Source organism: Paracandidimonas soli (assembly GCF_004342005.1).
GTDB lineage: Bacteria > Pseudomonadota > Gammaproteobacteria > Burkholderiales > Burkholderiaceae_B > Paracandidimonas > Paracandidimonas soli.
On the sequence record NZ_SMBX01000006.1, the window covers coordinates 111582 to 129059 of the forward strand.

Genomic DNA, 17478 nt, shown 5'->3' on the forward strand with positions numbered 1-17478 from the left:
CATTCTTCACCATAGTTTCGGCTTGCCTAAGTTGTCACTCGCAGCGCGTTGACGACCAGCGAGAATGCCGTCGAGGGCTGGCGCCGGCTCGGGTAGTACAGGTAATACCCCGGGAACGGCGCGCACCAGTCTTCCAGGACCCGGACCAGACGGCCTTCCTCGATGTGGGGCGCGAATTCCTCTTCGGGCAGAAATGCGATGCCCAGTCCCGCCAATGCGGCATCAACCATGCTGGGGGACGTGTTGAAGATCAGTTGCCCGTCCACCCGCACGTTCAACGGCTGCCTGCGACGCTCGAAATCCCAGATGTAGAGTCCGCCAGCGGTCTGCATGCGCTGGTTGATGCAGTTGTGCTCGAGTAGGTCGCGCGAATTCTTGGGAATCGGATGGGTGGCGAAATACGCCGGCGAAGCCGCGACCGCCATTCGCAACGGCGGTCCGATGGGGACTGCGATCATGTCCTTGTCGATGGTGTCTCCCATGCGACCCCCGGCGTCATAGCGGTCGGCCACGATATCCCTGAATCCGTAGTTGATGTCGAACTCTATCTTGATGTCGGGATAGTCGAGCAGCAGTGGCGTGAGCTTGGGCAGCAGCGTGGACCGGAGAATGTGCTCGCCGCAGGTGATGCGCACCGTGCCGGCAGGTTTGTCGCGCATGTCGGTCGACTCCAGCGAATACGGCAAGCACCTGGATGGCCGCCGCTATTACGTCGGCATGACCATCAAGTATTGACGCATCCGCAGCGTGAGTGTGATTGTCACAGCCACAATGCCCGCAGCGGAGTTTGCGGCGAGAATCGATGCGCCACTTGCGCTTGCAGAAGCTCCGCGCTGGCCAATGCATCGGTCAATGCATGGTGGGCGCGATAGCGCGGCAGCCGGTATCGGGCTCGACTCTGGGCCAGCCGAATCGATACTGGCCGTCTCCGCCGGCCCAGCAGAAGAGTCAGCAGACTTGGCCGCTTGCGGTGCAGTCTGGCTTCGAGCTCCATGGTGTCGATGACAGGGAATTCGATGCCTTCGCCGATGCGTGTTTTGAGTGCGACATCCAGAAAGCCGCGTTCGATACCGCGGCAATGCACCACGACGACACGCCCCGCCAACGCCTGCAGCAGCTCGCCGAGAATCGCGTCCAGGTCCGGCGCCGTTTCGATTTGCGCATGTGTGATCGCATGGATCGCCACTGACTCGGGAGTCAGCTCGACTTTGGGGTGCACCACCCAGTAGCGCGATGCGCTCGACTGGATGAGCGCCAATGTCATCGGTACGACGCCGATGCTGACGATTCCATCGCGCATCGGGTCGAGGCCGGTGGTTTCCACGTCCAGCGCGGCCATCGGCACGTCCTGTAAAAGACTGTCCCCGGACGGCATGCCCTGCGCATAAAAGGCGCGAAGGCGGGGATCGCGCGCCGTCTCCGCCAGCTCTGCAAAACGCTGCGCCCAATCGGGCGTTTCCGGAGCGGCAGCGCGGCGTTGGATGCCGGTCGGTTTCAGATCGCTCAGATATAGCATCGCGTCGCGCTCAGTTGGTTCGTCCAGGCTGGTAGCGGTATTTGAGGAATTTCTGCGCATTGCCCAGGATGAGGAAAGCATCGCGCAGGCTTTTGCGCTCGAATTCGGATAATTGTTCGGGATCGATGCTGTTGTCAGGTTCATTGCCTGCAGTAAGGTCTTCGGCCTGGCGGCGCGCCCGCACCGTGGAGATGAATTCAAGTGCGTCGTACAGGTCCTGCCCGCGTCCCAGCGGCAGGATGGCGGCATCGATGATTTCACGCAGGCGTTCGAAGGAGTTGAGCGCTTGCGAGCCGATCGCCAGCGCGTGCACGCGAATCAGGTCAGCCAGCGGTCCGGTGCCGCGGCGCTTGATGTTGATTGCGCTTGTATGGCGGCCGTCGGATTCTACGACGAAATCCTTGAAGAAACCCAGCGGCGGCGTGCGCTGCAAGGCATTGCGAGCCATGCAGGCGAGGAAACGCGAGTTGCCCTTGGCCTTGCGCGCAATCAGCTCGCGCAGGCGCTGCGCCCATTCGTTGCGGCCCCAGACGCCATCGAGATCGAAGAAGATGCCGGCGTGAAGCAGCGATACAGGTGTCGGGCGTTCGATCCAGTTGGTAAACAGCTGCTCCCAGGCCTTGAGCGGCTGGCGCCATTGCTCATTGCTTGCCATGATGCCTCCGGTGCAATAGCTGTAGCCGCAGCGTGCCAGCCCGTCGCAAACGAAGGTTCCGAGCGCCTTGAAGTAAGCATCATGCTGCGCCGGGTCGAAGCGGTTGTCCAGCACCAGAGCGTTGTCCTGGTCGGTGACGATCAACTGCTCCTGGCGCGCCATCGAGCCGAGAGCCAGAAAGCAGTAAGGCACGGGAGGCGGGCCGAGCTCTGCTTCGGCAAGCTCCAGCAGGCGCTGCTTGAAACCGCGCCCGATGGCCGCCATTGCGCCGCCTATCATATGTGCGCTGGCGTCTTCGTTCACCATGCGGGTGAAACAGGCACGGACGTCCGGCACCAGCGCAGCAAGCTCGTCCACTGTCTGCGCCCTGAAAATGCTGCCCACCACGAACAGACTGTTGCGCGATTCGTAGCGGATGATGTCCGACAGTGCGACGATGCCGATGGGGCGCTGGTGCTTCATCACCGGCAGGTGATGCACGTTGTGGCGCAGCATTGCCAGCATGGCTTCGAATACCAGCTGGTTGTGAGCGACCGTGACCACCCCGGGGGTCATGATCTCGGCCACTGGAGTGCCGTAGTCCAGGCCTGGCGCCAGCAGGCGGGTTCGCAGGTCGCGGTCGGTGAGGATGCCTGACAGCAGCGGCAACTCGGGTATCTCGGGGTTGTCGTCCACGATCAGCAGCGAGGACACGCCTTCTTGTGTCATGCATTGCGCCGCCTCGCGCGCGCTTGCATCGCTGCCCAGCGTCACAGCTTCGCGTCCGACCAGGGTATCGACGGTGGCGGACAGCTGGTCGTTGGCGTCTTCGCGCTGCGACATTACCTGCCGCAGCCGCGTGCGGTCCTCTATCTCTACATGATCCGCGAAAGTTTCGTGTCTGTCGAATAATTCCAGGAACACCTGCTGCGGAATCAGATAAATGAGCGAATCTTCCAGAGCCCGTGCCGGAAAGCGCACACGGCCGTTGCGCAGCAGGCCGAACTCGCCGAAATACCCGCCTTCCGTCAGCCTGTTGTACAGTCTGCCATTGCGGCGGAAGACTTCCACCGCACCGCTGCGAACCACATACCAGAACTCGGATGGCTGGTCGAACTCGACAATTTGCTCGTCCGCTTTGTAATAGCGTACATCGATGGCCGCGGCCGCCTGCTCCAGGGCCTCCTGCGGCAGCGCATCGAAAGGCGGGTGGGCGCGTAGAAAATCGAGAATTTCAAGCTGTTCGATCTGCATGGTGCGAAGAAGGGAGTGATGTAGGCCCGGGATCGTGCTTGCGGGATGGTCATGCCGCTAAATGTACAACGGGGCGGCGATATATCGCCGCCCCGCAAGTCTAGTCGTCTTCTTGGCCAGAAGCCAGAGGCGAGAGCCCTAGCGTCGCGGCTCCGATGCCAGGCCCTTGATGATCGCCACGCACGCGGCCAATAGTACGATGGTAAACGGCAAGCCGGTCGACACCGCCATCGCCTGCAGGGCTACCAGCCCGCCTCCGAGTATCAGTACAATGGCCACCAGCCCTTCGAACACTGCCCAGAACACGCGCTGAGGCACGGGGGCATCGACCTTGCCTCCGGCCGAGATCACGTCGATGACGAGCGAACCCGAGTCGGACGAAGTGACGAAGAACACCACCACCAGGATGATGGCGATGAACGAGGTTATCTGCGCCAGCGGCAGCGCGTCGAGCATCATGAACAATTGCAGCGGCAATTCGGCATTGAGCGCGGCTTCGTAGCCGTTGCGCACCACTTGGGCGATGGCGGTTTCGCCGAATGTCGTCATCCACAATATGCAGGCCAGCGAGGGGACGATCAGCACCGAAACGATGAACTCGCGCACCGTGCGGCCGCGCGAGACGCGCGCGATGAACATGCCGACGAAGGGTGACCAGGATATCCACCATGCCCAATAGAAAGCGGTCCAGCCTTGCAGGTAGTTGGTATCTTCGCGGCCCACCGGGTTGGACAGCGCAGGCAGGTACTGCAGATAGGCTCCCAGATTGGCGAAGAAACCGCTGAGTATGTTCAGAGTTGGTCCGACGGCTATTACGAACAGTAGCAACAGCGCCGCCAATGCCATATTGATTTCGGACAGGCGCTTGACGCCCGCATCCAGTCCGGCGACGACCGAGAACAGCGCGATGGCTGTAATGCCAATGATGAGTACGATCTGGGTGGTGGTGCCTTCCGGTACGCCGAACAGGAAATTCAGGCCGGAGCTGGCTTGCGATGCGCCAAACCCCAGAGAGGTCGCCAGGCCGAACAGCGTTGCCAGCACGGCAAGGATGTCGATGACGTGCCCCGGCCAGCCCCAGATCCGCTCGCCCAGCAGCGGGTAGAACACTGAGCGGACAGTCAAGGGCAGCCCTTTATTGAACGAAAACAGCGCCAATCCAAGCGCCAGCACGGCGTAGATCGCCCACGGGTGCAGCGCCCAGTGGTAGAGCGTTGCGGCCATGCCCAGGCGCGTGGCGGCCTGCGCATCGCCGGCCGCGGCGCCGAGCGGCGCCCAGTCGGTGCGTACCCCATTTTCTATTTCGACGCCACCAAGCGCGGTGCTGAAGTGTGTCAGGGGCTCGGATACGCCGAAGAACATCAATCCGATGCCCATGCCTGCGGCGAACAGCATCGAGAACCAGCCGATATAGGTGTAGTCGGGCTTGGCTTCGGTGCCTCCCAGGCGCACCCTGCCCAGCGGCGAGAAGGCGACGACCAGGCATATCAGTACGAAAAAGTTACCGGCCACGAGGAAGAAGCCGTCGAGACTGGAGGTCAGCCAGTCTTTCATGCCGCTGAACAGCGACTCGACCTGATCGTGAAAGCCCAGCGTCAACGCCACGAACAGAACCACCAGCCCGCCTGCGACGCCGAATACAGGGTTGTGGATATCAAGGCCGAAGGGGCCTATGTTGACAATGACGTTGTCCTGGCCGACCTGATAGTCGGTATCGATGGGGTTGACCTCCCCATCCGGGATCATTGGGTCTTTTATCTGTGGTTTTTCTTCTGCCATCCGTTATTCCTTGCAACCCCCCCAGGTAGGGCCGGCATTATCATTTCTACAAGAATGTTTTACTGGGGATAAGGTTTCTAGTCTAACAATTACTCGGGAGAGTGTCACGGATTGCATTCTGCGTTGCCTGGCGAATGAGGCAACTCAGCGTGGTGATGCTGAATGTGAGCTCGCGTCCATTCGCATCATCACTGTGCTAATCTGAGCACCATTCGTGACGTTCTCGCGAGGCTCATCGTGCAGGATCCCTATCAGGTGCTCGGCGTGGCGCGGACAGCGTCGATCGACGAAATCAAGAAGGCTTATCGCGGCCTGGCCAAAAAGCTGCATCCGGACTTGAATCCGGGCGACAAGGCGGCTGAAGATAAATTCAAGAATGTCTCTGTGGCCTACGGATTGCTCAGCGATCCGGAAAAGCGCAAGCGCTTCGATGCCGGAGAAATCGACGCCAGCGGAGCGGAACAGCCCACACGCCATTTCTATCGCGATTTTGCTTCTGCCGGCCAGGAAAACCCCTATACCAGTGATGCGGGCTACGCAGATTTCGCCGACGATGATGTGTTTGCCGATATCCTGCGCCGTAGCCGCGAGGCCTACGCCAACCAGCGGGGCGAAGACCTGCTGTACGGCTTGTCCATCCGTTTCGTCGAGTCCGTGACGGGGGTGAGCAAACGGATTACGCTGCCGGACGGCAGCACGCTGGATGTCACGATTCCGCCTGGCATGCTCGATGGCCAGATGCTGCGCCTGAAGGGAAAAGGAGCGCCCGGTCGCGGCTCCGGCGGGCCGGGAGATGCACTCATCAAGGTCGAGGTGCTGCCCGATCCGCGTTTCAGGCTGGATGGAGCCAATGTCATGGTGGAACTGCCGGTGTCGCTTTCCGAGGCAGTGCTGGGGGGCGAAGTGCGAGCCCCGACCCCGACGGGCGATGTCATGCTGACAATACCCAAGCACTCCAACAGTGGCACTACCTTGCGCCTCAAGGGCAAGGGCGCGCCGCGCCGCGAGGGAGGATTCGGAGACGAACTCGTCAAGCTGAAAGTCGTGCTGCCGAAAGCACCGGATCCCGAGCTTGACGCGTTCGTCGCCAATTGGGAAAAGGGCAAGGCCCACAATCCGCGCGAAGGTGAATCATCATGATCATGACCAAACAGGAATTTCTGATCAGAACAAACCTTCAGGAACAGACCCTGGAGTTCTGGCTGGAGCAGCAGTGGCTCATTCCGGATGCAACGGCCGCTGACGTCCGCTTTTCCGAATGCGATATCGCGCGGGCCTCCTTGATACAGGAACTGCAGCAGGATCTTGGCGTCAACGACGCGGGGATCGAACTCGTCTTGCATCTGATGGATCAGCTTCACGGCGCACGGCAGGCGCTGAGCCTGTTGCGAGACTCGCCGCGCGTCAAGTGAATTCTGATGGGCCGATACATTGCCGTCTATCTATAAAGCCTACATTCTTCTGGCGCTGACCACTCTCTTCTGGGCCGGCAACTCGATCGCCGGCAAGTGGGCGATCGGCCATGCTTCACCGATGGTTCTTGTCAGCTTCCGCTGGATGAGCCTGATGGTGCTGTTGTACTTGCTGAAAAGAGAGCAGATTGCGGCGGACTGGGGTGCGATCCGGCTGCGGCTGGGCTACCTGCTGTTGCTGGGCGCATTCGGCTTCACCGTATTCAGCGTTGCGCTTTATTATGCGCTGCTGTACACCACCGCGATCAATACCACCATACTGCAGGGAAGCATGCCGCTTTTCGTGTTTGCAGCAAGCTTCATTTTCTTTTCCAGCCCGGTAAGCCTGAAGCAGGCGGCAGGCTTTGCCTGTTCTTTCATCGGCGTGATCATCATTGCGGCGCGCGGCGAGCTTGCCAATCTGCTCTCCTTCAGTATCAACTTCGGCGATGCACTGATGTTCGTCGCCGTGCTTTCCTATGGAATCTATACCGCTGCCTTGCGCAGCAAGCCCCAGGTGCATTGGACGAGCCTGATGTTCATTCTTTGCCTGGGCGCTACCTTGTCGTCCCTCCCGATGCTGGCGTTCGAGGCGGCCCAGGGCAAGACCATCCTGCCGGATGGACAAGGCTGGATGGTGATCGCATACATCGTCATCTTTCCTTCTCTGATCAGCCAGGCCTTCTATATCCGGGCGGTGGAGCTGATCGGCTCGAACCGGGCCGGCCTGTTCATCAACCTGCTGCCGGTATGGGGGGCTTTGCTGGCGGTGACTTTGCTTGGAGAGGAGTTCCGTCTTTATCATGCGGCCGCGCTGGCGATGATCATGGCGGGAATCGGTTTTGCCGAATATCGCGGGAAAAAATCGCGCCAGCGCGCGTGATGCCAGTCTCGGCTGTTACGCGCAGGGCTGCGCTTTTGTGGAGTGGCCGATCATCCAGGCAGCGTGACCTACCGGGCCTGGGCGCCGCCCAGCCATCGCAGGTAGGCGGAGCGGGTTGTTTCGGACACGGAGTCCAGCACCTGTTGGTGAGTGACCTTGTGCCGTACCGCCAGGCGTGCATTGGCCACGGTGCGCGATTTGCAGAACCAGTGGCAGCTGTGCTGCAGCAGGTAAAGCTCGGCTGACAGGTGATAGGCGCGGCTCTTCGGATCCAGGCCGCCCGCGTTATCCACCACATGGCGCAGGCCCGCGGCATGGATGCCCAGCAGCTCGCGGAAATCCCGTGTCATCGCTGGAAGAAAGCGCTCGATATAAGGTACGCAGAACGAGAGCACTCCCATGCCGGCGGCCTGTGCGCTTTCCTTTTGCATGGCGTTGGCCAGCGACTGCACCTGGGCCGCTGCCGATCGTTCGGTCTGGGCGAAGGTTTCCAGTACATGGAGCTGGCGGGCCTCCGTCTCTTCGTGGATGGCGCGGGTATAGCCTTGCGTCAGCGTTTCCATATGGCGCTCTAGCTGAAGCTTGGCCAAATGGCGTCCCAGCAAGGCGATATGCGCACGCTGGTAAAGCACGCGCAGCACCAGCCATGCGGCGGCTATCGTCAGCAGGGTTGATGCAATGTCCATTGTCCGCATTCCTTCGTTGTCCGGCGATATGCCGCGGCACGAAAAACAAAAGGCTCAAACCGAGGTTCGGGCCCTGGAGAAATCCTGAAGCGGGAGATGATACACGTATCGGGTCGGGAGTATCGTCTCTTTGGCCATCGTGGCCCGATCCGGTTATGTCATTGCGCAGCGGGATGAACTGGCTGGCCAGGATGCTGATCGCCGCTACCAGCGCGAATTATTTGATTGCGGCGTGAGAGGCTCGACCAGGCGGGACCATACGAGCTCCTGCAGGTTTCGCAGGGCGTTGGCCGCACAAGTCAGGTGACGTTCGGCCTCCGGGGTAAGCCCCGCGTCCCGGAAGGAGTTTATGGCGGCGATCCCTGCCGCGTATATATCCCCCTCATGCGCTTGTACGGTGCGCCAGAGGCTTTGCATTTCGGCATTGGCCTGAAGCTGTGCGGCAAGGCCGTAGGTTCTGAAATTCCAGTCCGGAATTTCGATGGCTTGTCCACGGAAATACTGCTCGAGGGCGGCGACCCAGCCGGCGTATCCGGAAAGGTTGGCGATGAACTGATAGAAGTACGGGGATATCGGAGCAACGTCTTTCCAGGAAGGGTCCGGCTGCCATTCTTCGAGCCAGGTTTCCAGCGCATCGATATCCAGGGGCGGAGAAATTGCGTAGCCTTGCGCCCTCACGCATCCCAGGCGCAACAGCATTTCGGCATGCTGTGCCGTTTCTACGCCTTCGCCGATGACGGATACGTCGAATGATTGGGACAGGCTGACCACTGCTTGCACGATGCTCATGTCTTCCTTGTCAGTCAGCATGTCCTGCACGAACTCCTGGTCGATTTTCAGTTCATCGAATGAAAGGTGCTTGAGGTAAGACAAGGAAGAGAATCCCGTCCCGAAATCATCGAGGGCAATCCGGACACCCAGTTGCTGTATCTTGTTGAGGGTTCTGGTCGCTTCCGACAGATCATCGATGAGGATATTCTCGACCACTTCCAGAGTCAGCAGATCGGGAGGGGTGTCGGCATGCTGCTGGAGAATGTCATACAAGGTGCCCAGAAAGACGGCCCGCAGGCTTTCCTGAGTCGGAATGATCGTGTTGACGCTGATTCCCAGGTCGTGGCCCTGGCTGCGGATTCGCTCCAGATCGTTCAGGGCTTGGGAAAGCACCCACTTGCTCAGGACCAGGCCGAGCTGCTCATGCTCCTGTATCAGATCGAGGAATTTGTCGGGATACAGCAGTCCGGCGGTCGGATGATTCCAGCGCACCAATGCTTCCATTCCCAGCACTCGGCCTGTAGACATGTCCACCTGCGGCTGATAGTGCAGAACCATTTCCCTGTCCTCGATCGCCTGGCGAAGCTCCGCTATGCGCGCATTGCGAAGGATGATGGAGCGCTCGAATTCCGCATCGAAGTAAACGATCTGGTTCTTGCCATGCTGCTTGGCTGAATACATGGCCTGGTCCGCCTGCCGCACAAGCTGATCCGCGTCGACTTCGCTTTCCTGGGGATAGAACGTCACTCCGAAACTGGCAGTCAGCCGCAATGCCTTGCCATCGAGCACGACCGGGTCGCGCATCGCGGCCAGCAATCGCTCGAATACAACAGGGTGGCCGGGCGCGGCGGATTTCTGGTTCTGAAGAATCAGCACGAATTCGTCGCCTCCGAAACGGGCTGCGACATCCCCTTTGCGCAGGATGGACTGAAGGCGGAGGGCGACGCTTTGCAGGTAGCGGTCGCCGACCTCATGGCCATGTCCATCATTGATGGCCTTGAATTCATCCAGATCGATGAATACGACCGCGAAAGGCGCGTGAAGGTACTTGAATCTGGAGACTGCCTGGTGCAGGGTCTCGGATACAGAGGATCGGTTGGGCAGTCCTGTCAGTTGATCATAGAACGCGACGTGCTTGAGCTTTTCCTCGTAGCTCAGCCGTTCGGTGATGTCCGTCACATTGGCAATGTAGTTCGCCAGCGCGTCATCACTGTCCTTGAGCGCTGTGATGCGGAGTTCAATCGGATAGAGTTCGCCGGATTTTTTGCGGTTCCAGATTTCACCCACCCAATGCCCTTGCGTTGCCAACTGCTCCCGCATCGCCCTGTAGAAGGCTTTGCCGTGCCGTCCGGAATGCAGCATTGAAGGAGTCCGGCCGAGCAACTCGTCCCGGCTGTAGCCGGTAATCTCGCAATACCGGTCGTTTACCTCGATGGCGACGGCATTCCTGTCCGTGATGACGACGCCATCGTAGCTGTGGCTGAATACTCGCGCGAGCAACTCCAGGCGCTGCTGCGCCAGCTTTTGCGCAGTCAGGTCGACATCGACGCAGTAGAACTCGAGTTCCCCGGTAGGGGAGCGCCGGATGATCTGGCTTGAAAGAACGGATTTCCTCCAGCCTTGCTTATCGCGGACCACTATTTCCATCGGCTCGATCGCGGCTTCCCCGGCGATCCAGCGGTCTAGAGTCTCGGAGAAAGCCGCTTGCTGATCCTGGGGAATGAGCAGGTCGATCAGGCTGCGCCCCACCGCCTCGGATGCGGAGTAGCCATATATCACCTCGCTCCCCTGGTTCCAGAATATGACGCGCTTGTCCTGGTCATATCCTTGTACGGCCACGTTGGGCAAATGCTCCAGAAGTCCGCGGAACCGCGCTTCGCTCTGGGCCAGCGCCTGTTGCGCCAGCACTTTTTCATTGATGTCGATGCTGACCGCCAGTATGCGCAGCACGCCGTCGATCCTGATTGGCTCCAGCGTCACGGATTGCCAGAAAACCCTTCCCGCGGGAGTGATCGAGCGCCATTCAAAGCTCTGGCGCCCCTCGAGGACCGCCTTGCGATTCCATTCCAGCGCATCCTGCGGACTGAAGGGTTCTGGCTGATTCCAGATATTGATCTCCTTCAGCTCCTCCAGCGTTTCGACCCCATGAAGCCGGCAAGCCTGCTTGTTCGCCTCGAGCATCGCACCCGTCTCTGGCTCATGCATGGTGATCGCAACCGGCAGTTTTTCGAACAATTCCCGGAAGCGGTGCTCGCTATCGCTCAGGGCGGCCTGTACGCGTTTCAAATCCGTGATCTCGATCGAGATCACCGCCGTTCCGAGGAGATCGCTGGTGTTTTCATCGAACACCGGAAAATACCGGGAACGAAACTGGCGATCGCGGCCCCGGGCGTCTGGAAAGAGATCCTCGACCAGGAAGCTCTCGCCACGCTTGAGTTGCAATGCCCGCCGGTTGTGTCTGCAATAAGAATCTATATAGCCCTGGGCGAGCCCCTGGCCGAATATCTCGGCGTCTGTTCGGCCAATCACTTCGTCGATTGATTTTCCAATGATTTTCAGGAACCCGCGATTTACGGTTCGATACCGTAGATCGGTATCCAGGAAGATCACCAGATCCTCTGAGTTGTCGATCAGGGTTGCATGAAGCTGAAGTTCCTGTTCGAGTTGCTTGCGGTGCGTGATATCCAGCAACACGCTATTGATGTGCGTGACCGTCCCGCTCTTGTCCCGGGTCAGCCAACTGAAGTTTTCGACCCATATCCAATGCCCTCGTCCGTGACGCACCCGATAAATCTGCCGATACTCATCAGGGCCGTGGGCGATGTAGGCGGCTATCTCTCGTTCAATGCCATCCACGTCGTCCGGATGAACCAGCGTGTGGCAAACCACATGGCCGTTTTCGAAGTCTTCCGCCTTGTATCCGAATCTCTCGATGGTCGGGCTTACATACTGAATCGGCCATCCAGGCTGGTTGGCCCATCGAAGCGCCACGATAGGAGACTGGCTGATGATATCCGACAGTTGCTTCACTTCCCGATGAGTCTGCTCCAGCCCGGTCACGTCATGATGAACGCCTACCATCACGGCTCCTTCGGCAGGATGGCGGTGAATCAGGCGCGCGCGCGTCTGTACCAGCACCCAATGCCCAGCCTTGTGCCGCATGCGGACGTGCGTATCGTAGTATTCCAGCTTTCCGTCGAGGTACTGCCTGATCAGTTCCCTGGCTTCGGCCAGATCTTCCGGGTGGGCCAGCCGCTCCCAGGTTCCAATCGTGATCGGCTCGAGCTCTTTGCGGGCATAGCCCAGCATGTTCGCCCAAGTCTCGTTGATTTCCATATGTCCGGCGTTCATCCACCAGATCCAGGTCCCGACGCCGGCGCCCTCTACGATGATATCCAGATTGTCATGGACCCGGGCAAGTGCAAGACGGTCGATTTCCTTCCAATGGAGATTGGCGAACATGCGAGCCAGGGTTTCGAGCAGGCGTATATCTTCCCCGCTGTACTGGCGGCGATGCCTGACCGAGTCGAAGCCAATGAAGCCGATGCACTGGGCGTCGGCCATGATCGGCACCGTAATCAGGCTTTTGATGTCCTGCGCCGCAAGTTCTTGCCGAAAATCCGGATTGGTCAGATTCGAGGCATCGTTCATCACCACCGGTTCGCCGCGCTGATGCGCAGCGAGCCACCTGTCTGCGTGCAGATCGTTGATCGGAAAACAGGAATGGGAGTGGGTCTGCGCGCTGATCCCCGGGGCGCACCATTCATACCGGTAATGCGCCAGGCCGCGGCCGAAGTCATATTCGAACACATAGGCGCGATCGGCACCCGTGAACTGGGCTACATCTCTCAATGCGTCGGTAATCCGGCCTTCCAGCGCTTCGGAATCATTGTGGATGAGCGTGGTGGCAATCCGCGCCATCAGTTCTGAAAACGGGAGTTTTCCATCGGCGCAGCGGTCATACAGATCGGCTCGGGCGAACAGGCCCTGGGCGACATTAACGGCCATTCCCTGTTCGCAAAGAGAGCCGAGGCTGGCGGCAATCTGTGGCTGTGTGCAAGCGAGACCGGCGCTTTTCAGTATCGACGCGAGATCATCCAGGCAGATTGGTCGACCGTCGGCAGGCAGCCTGTACAAAACATTCAGGTTCAGCAGATCGCTCATCTAAATCTCAGTTGCTTGAGACAGGATTGTACGGTAATCGGTTTGACGGTCGGAGTCCATGCAGGCTATCACCTGTTGTGGAGCAGTTGTAACAGGCGCGGGCCGCAATGGCCGGTGGCGTGGAAGACGGGTGCGTCCTGGGGGGGCGATGCCCGGAGCGCATTCTGGTTGAACAAGGCTGCTGGCCTGCTCTTCAGGGGTTCAGCGTACAATACTTGCCTGCTTGCTTGTATCTTTTTCCAATGGGTTCCCTAACCCCATTTATCAAAAAGGCCGTCATGACTCCCATTTCCGTCCCGCATTCGCGGGTGCCGCTCTATCTTTCCCTGCTCGTCGCGTTTCACACGCTCATCATTATCTCCAGCAACTATCTGGTGCAGCTGCCGATCGATCTGTTCGGTTTTCACAGCACCTGGGGAGCGTTCAGCTTTCCCTTCATTTTCCTGGCCACCGACCTGACCGTGCGTCTGATCGGCAAGACGCAGGCGCGCAGTGTGATCGCGCGCACGATGGTTCCGGCGTTGATCGCTTCTTATGTGGTGTCGGTGCTGTTTCATGAAGGCCGATTCAATGGCCTGGACGCGCTCGGCGAATTCAACGCCGTCGTGTTCCGCATTGCTTTCGCGAGTTTCGTCGCCTATGTGCTCGGGCAGTTGATGGACGTGCATGTGTTCGACCGCGTGCGACGCAGTACCGTGCAGTGGTGGGTGGCTCCGGCGGCGTCTTCAGTCTTCGGTCAGGCGCTGGATACGGCGGCTTTCTTCAGTGTCGCCTTCTGGCGCAGCAGCAATCCGTTCATGGCGGCGAATTGGGTGGAAATCGCTGTGGTCGATTATGTAATCAAGCTGCTGGTCAGCCTGTTGCTGTTCGTGCCGCTGTATGGGATTGCGCTGAATGCCATCGTCCGGTTCCTCCTCAGGAGCCATACGTTCGACAGCAACGCCACGCCCGGCGCTTGAAAGTATTGCAACGACTCTATCAAAACGGCGGCTGTTGTCTTGTATCCGATTGATGATGCCGTACCATGAAGCGCTCCACATACTCATTGGCCGGATGGTTGCGGATGTCGTCCGGGCTCCCCACCTGCTCCACCTTGCCATCGCGCAGGATGACAATGTTCTGGCCCAGGCGCAGGGCCTCTTCGATGTCGTGCGTAATGAAGACGACGGTCTTCTGCAGCCGCTGCTGCAAGGCCAGCATCTGGTCCTGCATGTCGCGGCGTATCAGCGGGTCCAGGGCCGAGAATGCTTCGTCCATCAGGAGGACGTCGGCATCGGTCGCCAAAGCGCGCGCCAGCCCCACTCTCTGGCGCATGCCTCCCGATAGTTCGTCGGGATAGTTTTTTTCATAGCCGAGCAGGCCTACTCTCTCCAGCCAGACAGCGGCCGCCTCGCGGGCCTGCTTCTGGCTTTCGCCGCGCACGTGCAGGCCGAACGCCACATTGTCGATGACGTTGACGTGCGGCAGCAGGCCGAAGTTCTGGAACACCATGCTGACGCGGCGTCGGCGTAGTTCGCGCAGCTCGGGCATGCTCAAGTCCAGGATGTTGCTGCCGTCGATCAGGATCTGACCGGCCGAGGGATCGATCAGGCGATTCAGATGCCTGACCAGGGTGGATTTGCCTGATCCCGACAAGCCCATGATGCAGGATATCCGGCCGGCGGCAAGTCTTGCGCTGACCCCGGCCAGGCCCACGTTGCAGCCGGTTTCGGCCTGGACGCTGGCTTTGTCGGCACCCTGGCGCAATAGCTCGACTGCCTTGGTCTCCCGGGGGCCGCCTTCGCGAGGCCCGAAGACCTTGTACACGTCGCATATCTCTATTTTTGCGTCGTTCATCGCAGTTTCTCCCGCGACGGATCAGGCCGCTGCCGGCGCGGCCGCCCGTAGGCCTGGGTGATCCGGTCTATGACGATGGCCAGTATGACGATGGCTGCTCCAGCCTGCAGACCACGGCCCACATCCAGCGTCTGAATGCCCGCCAGCACATCCTCGCCCAGGCCGCGCGCACCGATCATGGACGCCACCACCACCATGGCCAGCGCCATCATGGTGGTCTGATTGATTCCTGCCATGATGCTGGGCCGGGCCAGCGGGAGCGTGACCCGGGTCAGCATTTGCCAGCGGGTGACTCCGAAAGCCTGCGCGGCCTCCATGACGTCGGGGTCCACCTGGCGCAAGCCGAGCGTGGTCAAGCGGATCAGCGGCGGCACCGCATAGATGATGGTGGCGAACAGGGCCGGCACCTTGCCCAGGCCGAACAGCATCAGCACCGGAATCAGGTACACGAAGCTGGGCAGGGTCTGCATGATGTCCAGCACGGGTGTCAGAATCCGGCGCAGGATGCGGCTGCGCGCGGCGATGATGCCTATCGGTACGCCCAGCACGATGGACACCAGTGTCGATACCAGCACCAGAGCGAATGTCTGTATGAGCTTGTCCCACAAACCCAGGGCGCCGACCAGGTATAGGCAGGCGGCGTACAGTACCGCCGCTACCGGCTTGCGTGTGGCGTGCCACGACAGCGCGCCGACCAGCAGCAGGAATATCCAGGGCGGAATCGCCAGCATCAGGCGCTCGACGGGCAGCAGCAGACGGGTCAGCATGAAGTCGCTGACCTGGCGGAATACGCCGCCGTATTCCTTGACCATGCCCATGAGTTGCCGGTTCACAAAAGCGGCGGCGGACCAGTCCGGGAAGATGCCGCCGCCCGCCGTCGCTTCTGCGGCGGTATCCGGCGCGCTGGCGGGGCTATCGGAAGGTTCGATCATGCCCAGCGCCGACGACACGCGCGCGCTTGCGGCCGTTGGTAGCCAGGCCCGCCATACGTCGGGGTGCTCGCGCAGGAACTGGTCGGCCATGGCCTCGCCGTTCTTGCGGGTCTCGGTCATTTCCAGAATCATGCGGTTCAGCAGCGCCGGCTCGAACTGGAGCTTTTCGAAAAATGCCACCAGCTCGGGATTCCGCTCGGCGAAGGGGGCGGATGCGGCCACCGAAAGCTGCGCCCGCAGAAAGTCGGAGGAGCAAAGCTCGCCCTGGCCGGTGACGATGGTGTCCCAGCACGCCTTGTCGAAGGGATCCTGCTCTATCTTGTGGAACTTGTACTTGGCCATCAGGCCCGCGGGCTGCCAGTAGTAGAACAGGATGGGCCGGCCCCTGTCGTAGGCTGAGCTGATGGCTGCATCCAGCGCGGCGCCGGTGCCGGCGCGAAAGTTGGTGTAATCATTCTCCAGGCCATGCAGCTGCAGCAGCCGGCTGTTGGTGTTTTCGCAGACCCAGCCCGATGGACAGTTGAGAAAACGCCCCTTGCCGGGATCTTCGGGGTCGGCAAAGAGAGATTTGTACCGTGGCAGGTCGCGCCAACTGCGCAGGTCGGGAGCCGAGGCCTCTATCCCCCGTTCGGGGTCGCCATGGACCACATAGTGGGGAACATACCAGCCTTGTTCCGCTCCGTCGGTCAGGGTATCGCCCACAACTTCGACTTTTCCCTGTTCGATCGCCTCTTCGATGATGGGAGACCTGCCGGACCATATCTCCGCGATGATCTGCAGATCGTCCTGCACCAGGGCCGATTCGATAGCGGCTGAAGCGCCGGGTACGATCTCCGTCGCGCAGCCGTAGCCCGAGGCGAGCAGCTTGCGGACGACATGGGTGGTGAACGAAGCGCTTTCCCAGTTGAGGTCCGCCAGCCTGACGGGTTGCCCGTCATTGCAGGATGCCGTCTGCCCCTTGGCTGTCAACGGCAGCGTGCAGACCAGGCATATGGACGCCAGTGCGAGCACACGCGGCAATTTTCCCATTCGGATCGACTCCTTTAGCGGCTCTTGCGCAATCAGCCTCCCTCATATTGTTTTTTTAATGGATTGCGGCGTCATGCTCCCACAGTTTAGCCTTGGCGCCGCCGGGCTACAAAACGTCCGCGTTTTTCGGGCCGATGCTGCGGAAAATCAGCGGGATGTCAGGCCGAGCTCCACGCAATCGGAGCCGCAGCTTCCCGGCGCTTTGGGCTCGGGGGAGGGGGAGGAGCGGTGCAGGACCGCCCGCGAGGGTGTGATCCGCAGCGATTCACCGATAAGAGCTGCCTGGCCGTCGACGATCAACGAGTAGCCCGCTTCGGATTCCGGCGGCCAGACCAGTCCGACGTCGGGTCGTGCAAGCGCGTTCGCACGAGTGCGGCGACCCACACGATCTATGACCAGGTCGCCGCCGTCCAGCGCCACGGCCGCCTGGACCACATGCGGCGGGCCTTTATCGCTGTTTGTCATCAGATAGGCGAAGCGGTAACGCGTGATGACGCTTTCCAGGCTCTGCAATTCGACCGGAATACTCATGATCTGCCCTTC

General features: G+C 60.2%; 12 protein-coding genes and 1 pseudogene. 4 read left to right on the forward strand and 9 right to left on the reverse strand.

All coding sequences use genetic code 11. The features are described 5' to 3' along the window. Positions 1-26: 26 nt before the first annotated feature. The 4 genes and pseudogenes from EV686_RS12700 to EV686_RS12715 form a co-directional block, all read right to left on the reverse strand. Positions 27-665 (reverse strand): annotated as a pseudogene (locus EV686_RS12700) (LysR substrate-binding domain-containing protein); the annotation flags it as partial. Between the two features lie 95 nt (positions 666-760). Continuing rightward, a complete protein-coding gene (locus EV686_RS12705) occupies positions 761-1516 on the reverse strand; it encodes a 3'-5' exonuclease (RefSeq protein ID WP_132477320.1) in 756 nt (251 codons plus the stop codon). A gap of 10 nt (positions 1517-1526) precedes the next feature. Beyond that, positions 1527-3404 (reverse strand): DUF294 nucleotidyltransferase-like domain-containing protein, encoded by a 1878-nt coding sequence (locus tag EV686_RS12710; RefSeq protein WP_132477321.1) that lies wholly within the window; start codon positions 3402-3404, stop codon positions 1527-1529. 138 nt (positions 3405-3542) lie between these two features. Further along, on the reverse strand, positions 3543-5183 hold the full coding sequence (locus tag EV686_RS12715; RefSeq protein ID WP_132477322.1) for a BCCT family transporter: 1641 nt from the start codon (positions 5181-5183) through the stop codon (positions 3543-3545). Positions 5184-5420: 237 nt separating this feature from the next. On the opposite strand from EV686_RS12715, the gene EV686_RS12720 reads away from it, so the two are divergent. Genes EV686_RS12720 through EV686_RS12730 form a run of 3 tightly spaced genes read left to right on the forward strand, consistent with a single transcriptional unit; the run spans position 5421 to position 7517 of the window. Then, positions 5421-6323, forward strand: coding sequence for a DnaJ C-terminal domain-containing protein (locus tag EV686_RS12720; protein WP_132477323.1), 903 nt, complete (start codon positions 5421-5423; stop codon positions 6321-6323). Further along, positions 6320-6595: a chaperone modulator CbpM gene (locus tag EV686_RS12725; RefSeq protein WP_207901768.1), complete on the forward strand. Its 276-nt coding sequence runs from the start codon at positions 6320-6322 to the stop codon at positions 6593-6595. The genes EV686_RS12720 and EV686_RS12725 overlap by 4 nt, the downstream gene beginning before the upstream one ends. A gap of 19 nt (positions 6596-6614) precedes the next feature. Continuing rightward, entirely contained in the window at positions 6615-7517 is a 903-nt protein-coding gene (locus tag EV686_RS12730) for a DMT family transporter (protein ID WP_243650882.1), read from the forward strand. A 68-nt stretch (positions 7518-7585) separates the two neighbouring features. On the opposite strand, the gene EV686_RS12735 is transcribed toward EV686_RS12730, so the two are convergent. After that, complete coding sequence (locus tag EV686_RS12735) at positions 7586-8203, reverse strand: hypothetical protein (RefSeq protein WP_132477324.1); 618 nt, start codon at positions 8201-8203, stop codon at positions 7586-7588. A 204-nt stretch (positions 8204-8407) separates the two neighbouring features. Then, the gene (locus tag EV686_RS12740) at positions 8408-13138 is read right to left on the reverse strand and encodes a PAS domain S-box protein (protein WP_132477325.1); all 4731 of its coding nucleotides are present in this window, start codon (positions 13136-13138) and stop codon (positions 8408-8410) included. A 278-nt stretch (positions 13139-13416) separates the two neighbouring features. Here EV686_RS12740 and EV686_RS12745 point away from each other — a divergent pair, with 278 nt between their 5' ends. Further along, positions 13417-14097 (forward strand): 7-cyano-7-deazaguanine/7-aminomethyl-7-deazaguanine transporter, encoded by a 681-nt coding sequence (locus EV686_RS12745; RefSeq protein WP_132477326.1) that lies wholly within the window; start codon positions 13417-13419, stop codon positions 14095-14097. A gap of 19 nt (positions 14098-14116) precedes the next feature. On the opposite strand, the gene EV686_RS12750 is transcribed toward EV686_RS12745, so the two are convergent. The 3 genes from EV686_RS12750 to EV686_RS12760 form a co-directional block, all read right to left on the reverse strand. After that, entirely contained in the window at positions 14117-14974 is an 858-nt protein-coding gene (locus EV686_RS12750; RefSeq protein ID WP_132477327.1) for a betaine/proline/choline family ABC transporter ATP-binding protein, read from the reverse strand. Then, positions 14971-16935, reverse strand: coding sequence for a glycine betaine ABC transporter substrate-binding protein (locus tag EV686_RS19180; protein ID WP_132477328.1), 1965 nt, complete (start codon positions 16933-16935; stop codon positions 14971-14973). The genes EV686_RS12750 and EV686_RS19180 overlap by 4 nt, the downstream gene beginning before the upstream one ends. Positions 16936-17082: 147 nt before the next feature. Beyond that, positions 17083-17466 carry a hypothetical protein gene (locus tag EV686_RS12760; protein WP_132477329.1) on the reverse strand — a complete coding sequence of 128 codons (384 nt, stop codon included), beginning with the start codon at positions 17464-17466 and terminating at the stop codon, positions 17083-17085. Positions 17467-17478: the final 12 nt, after the last annotated feature.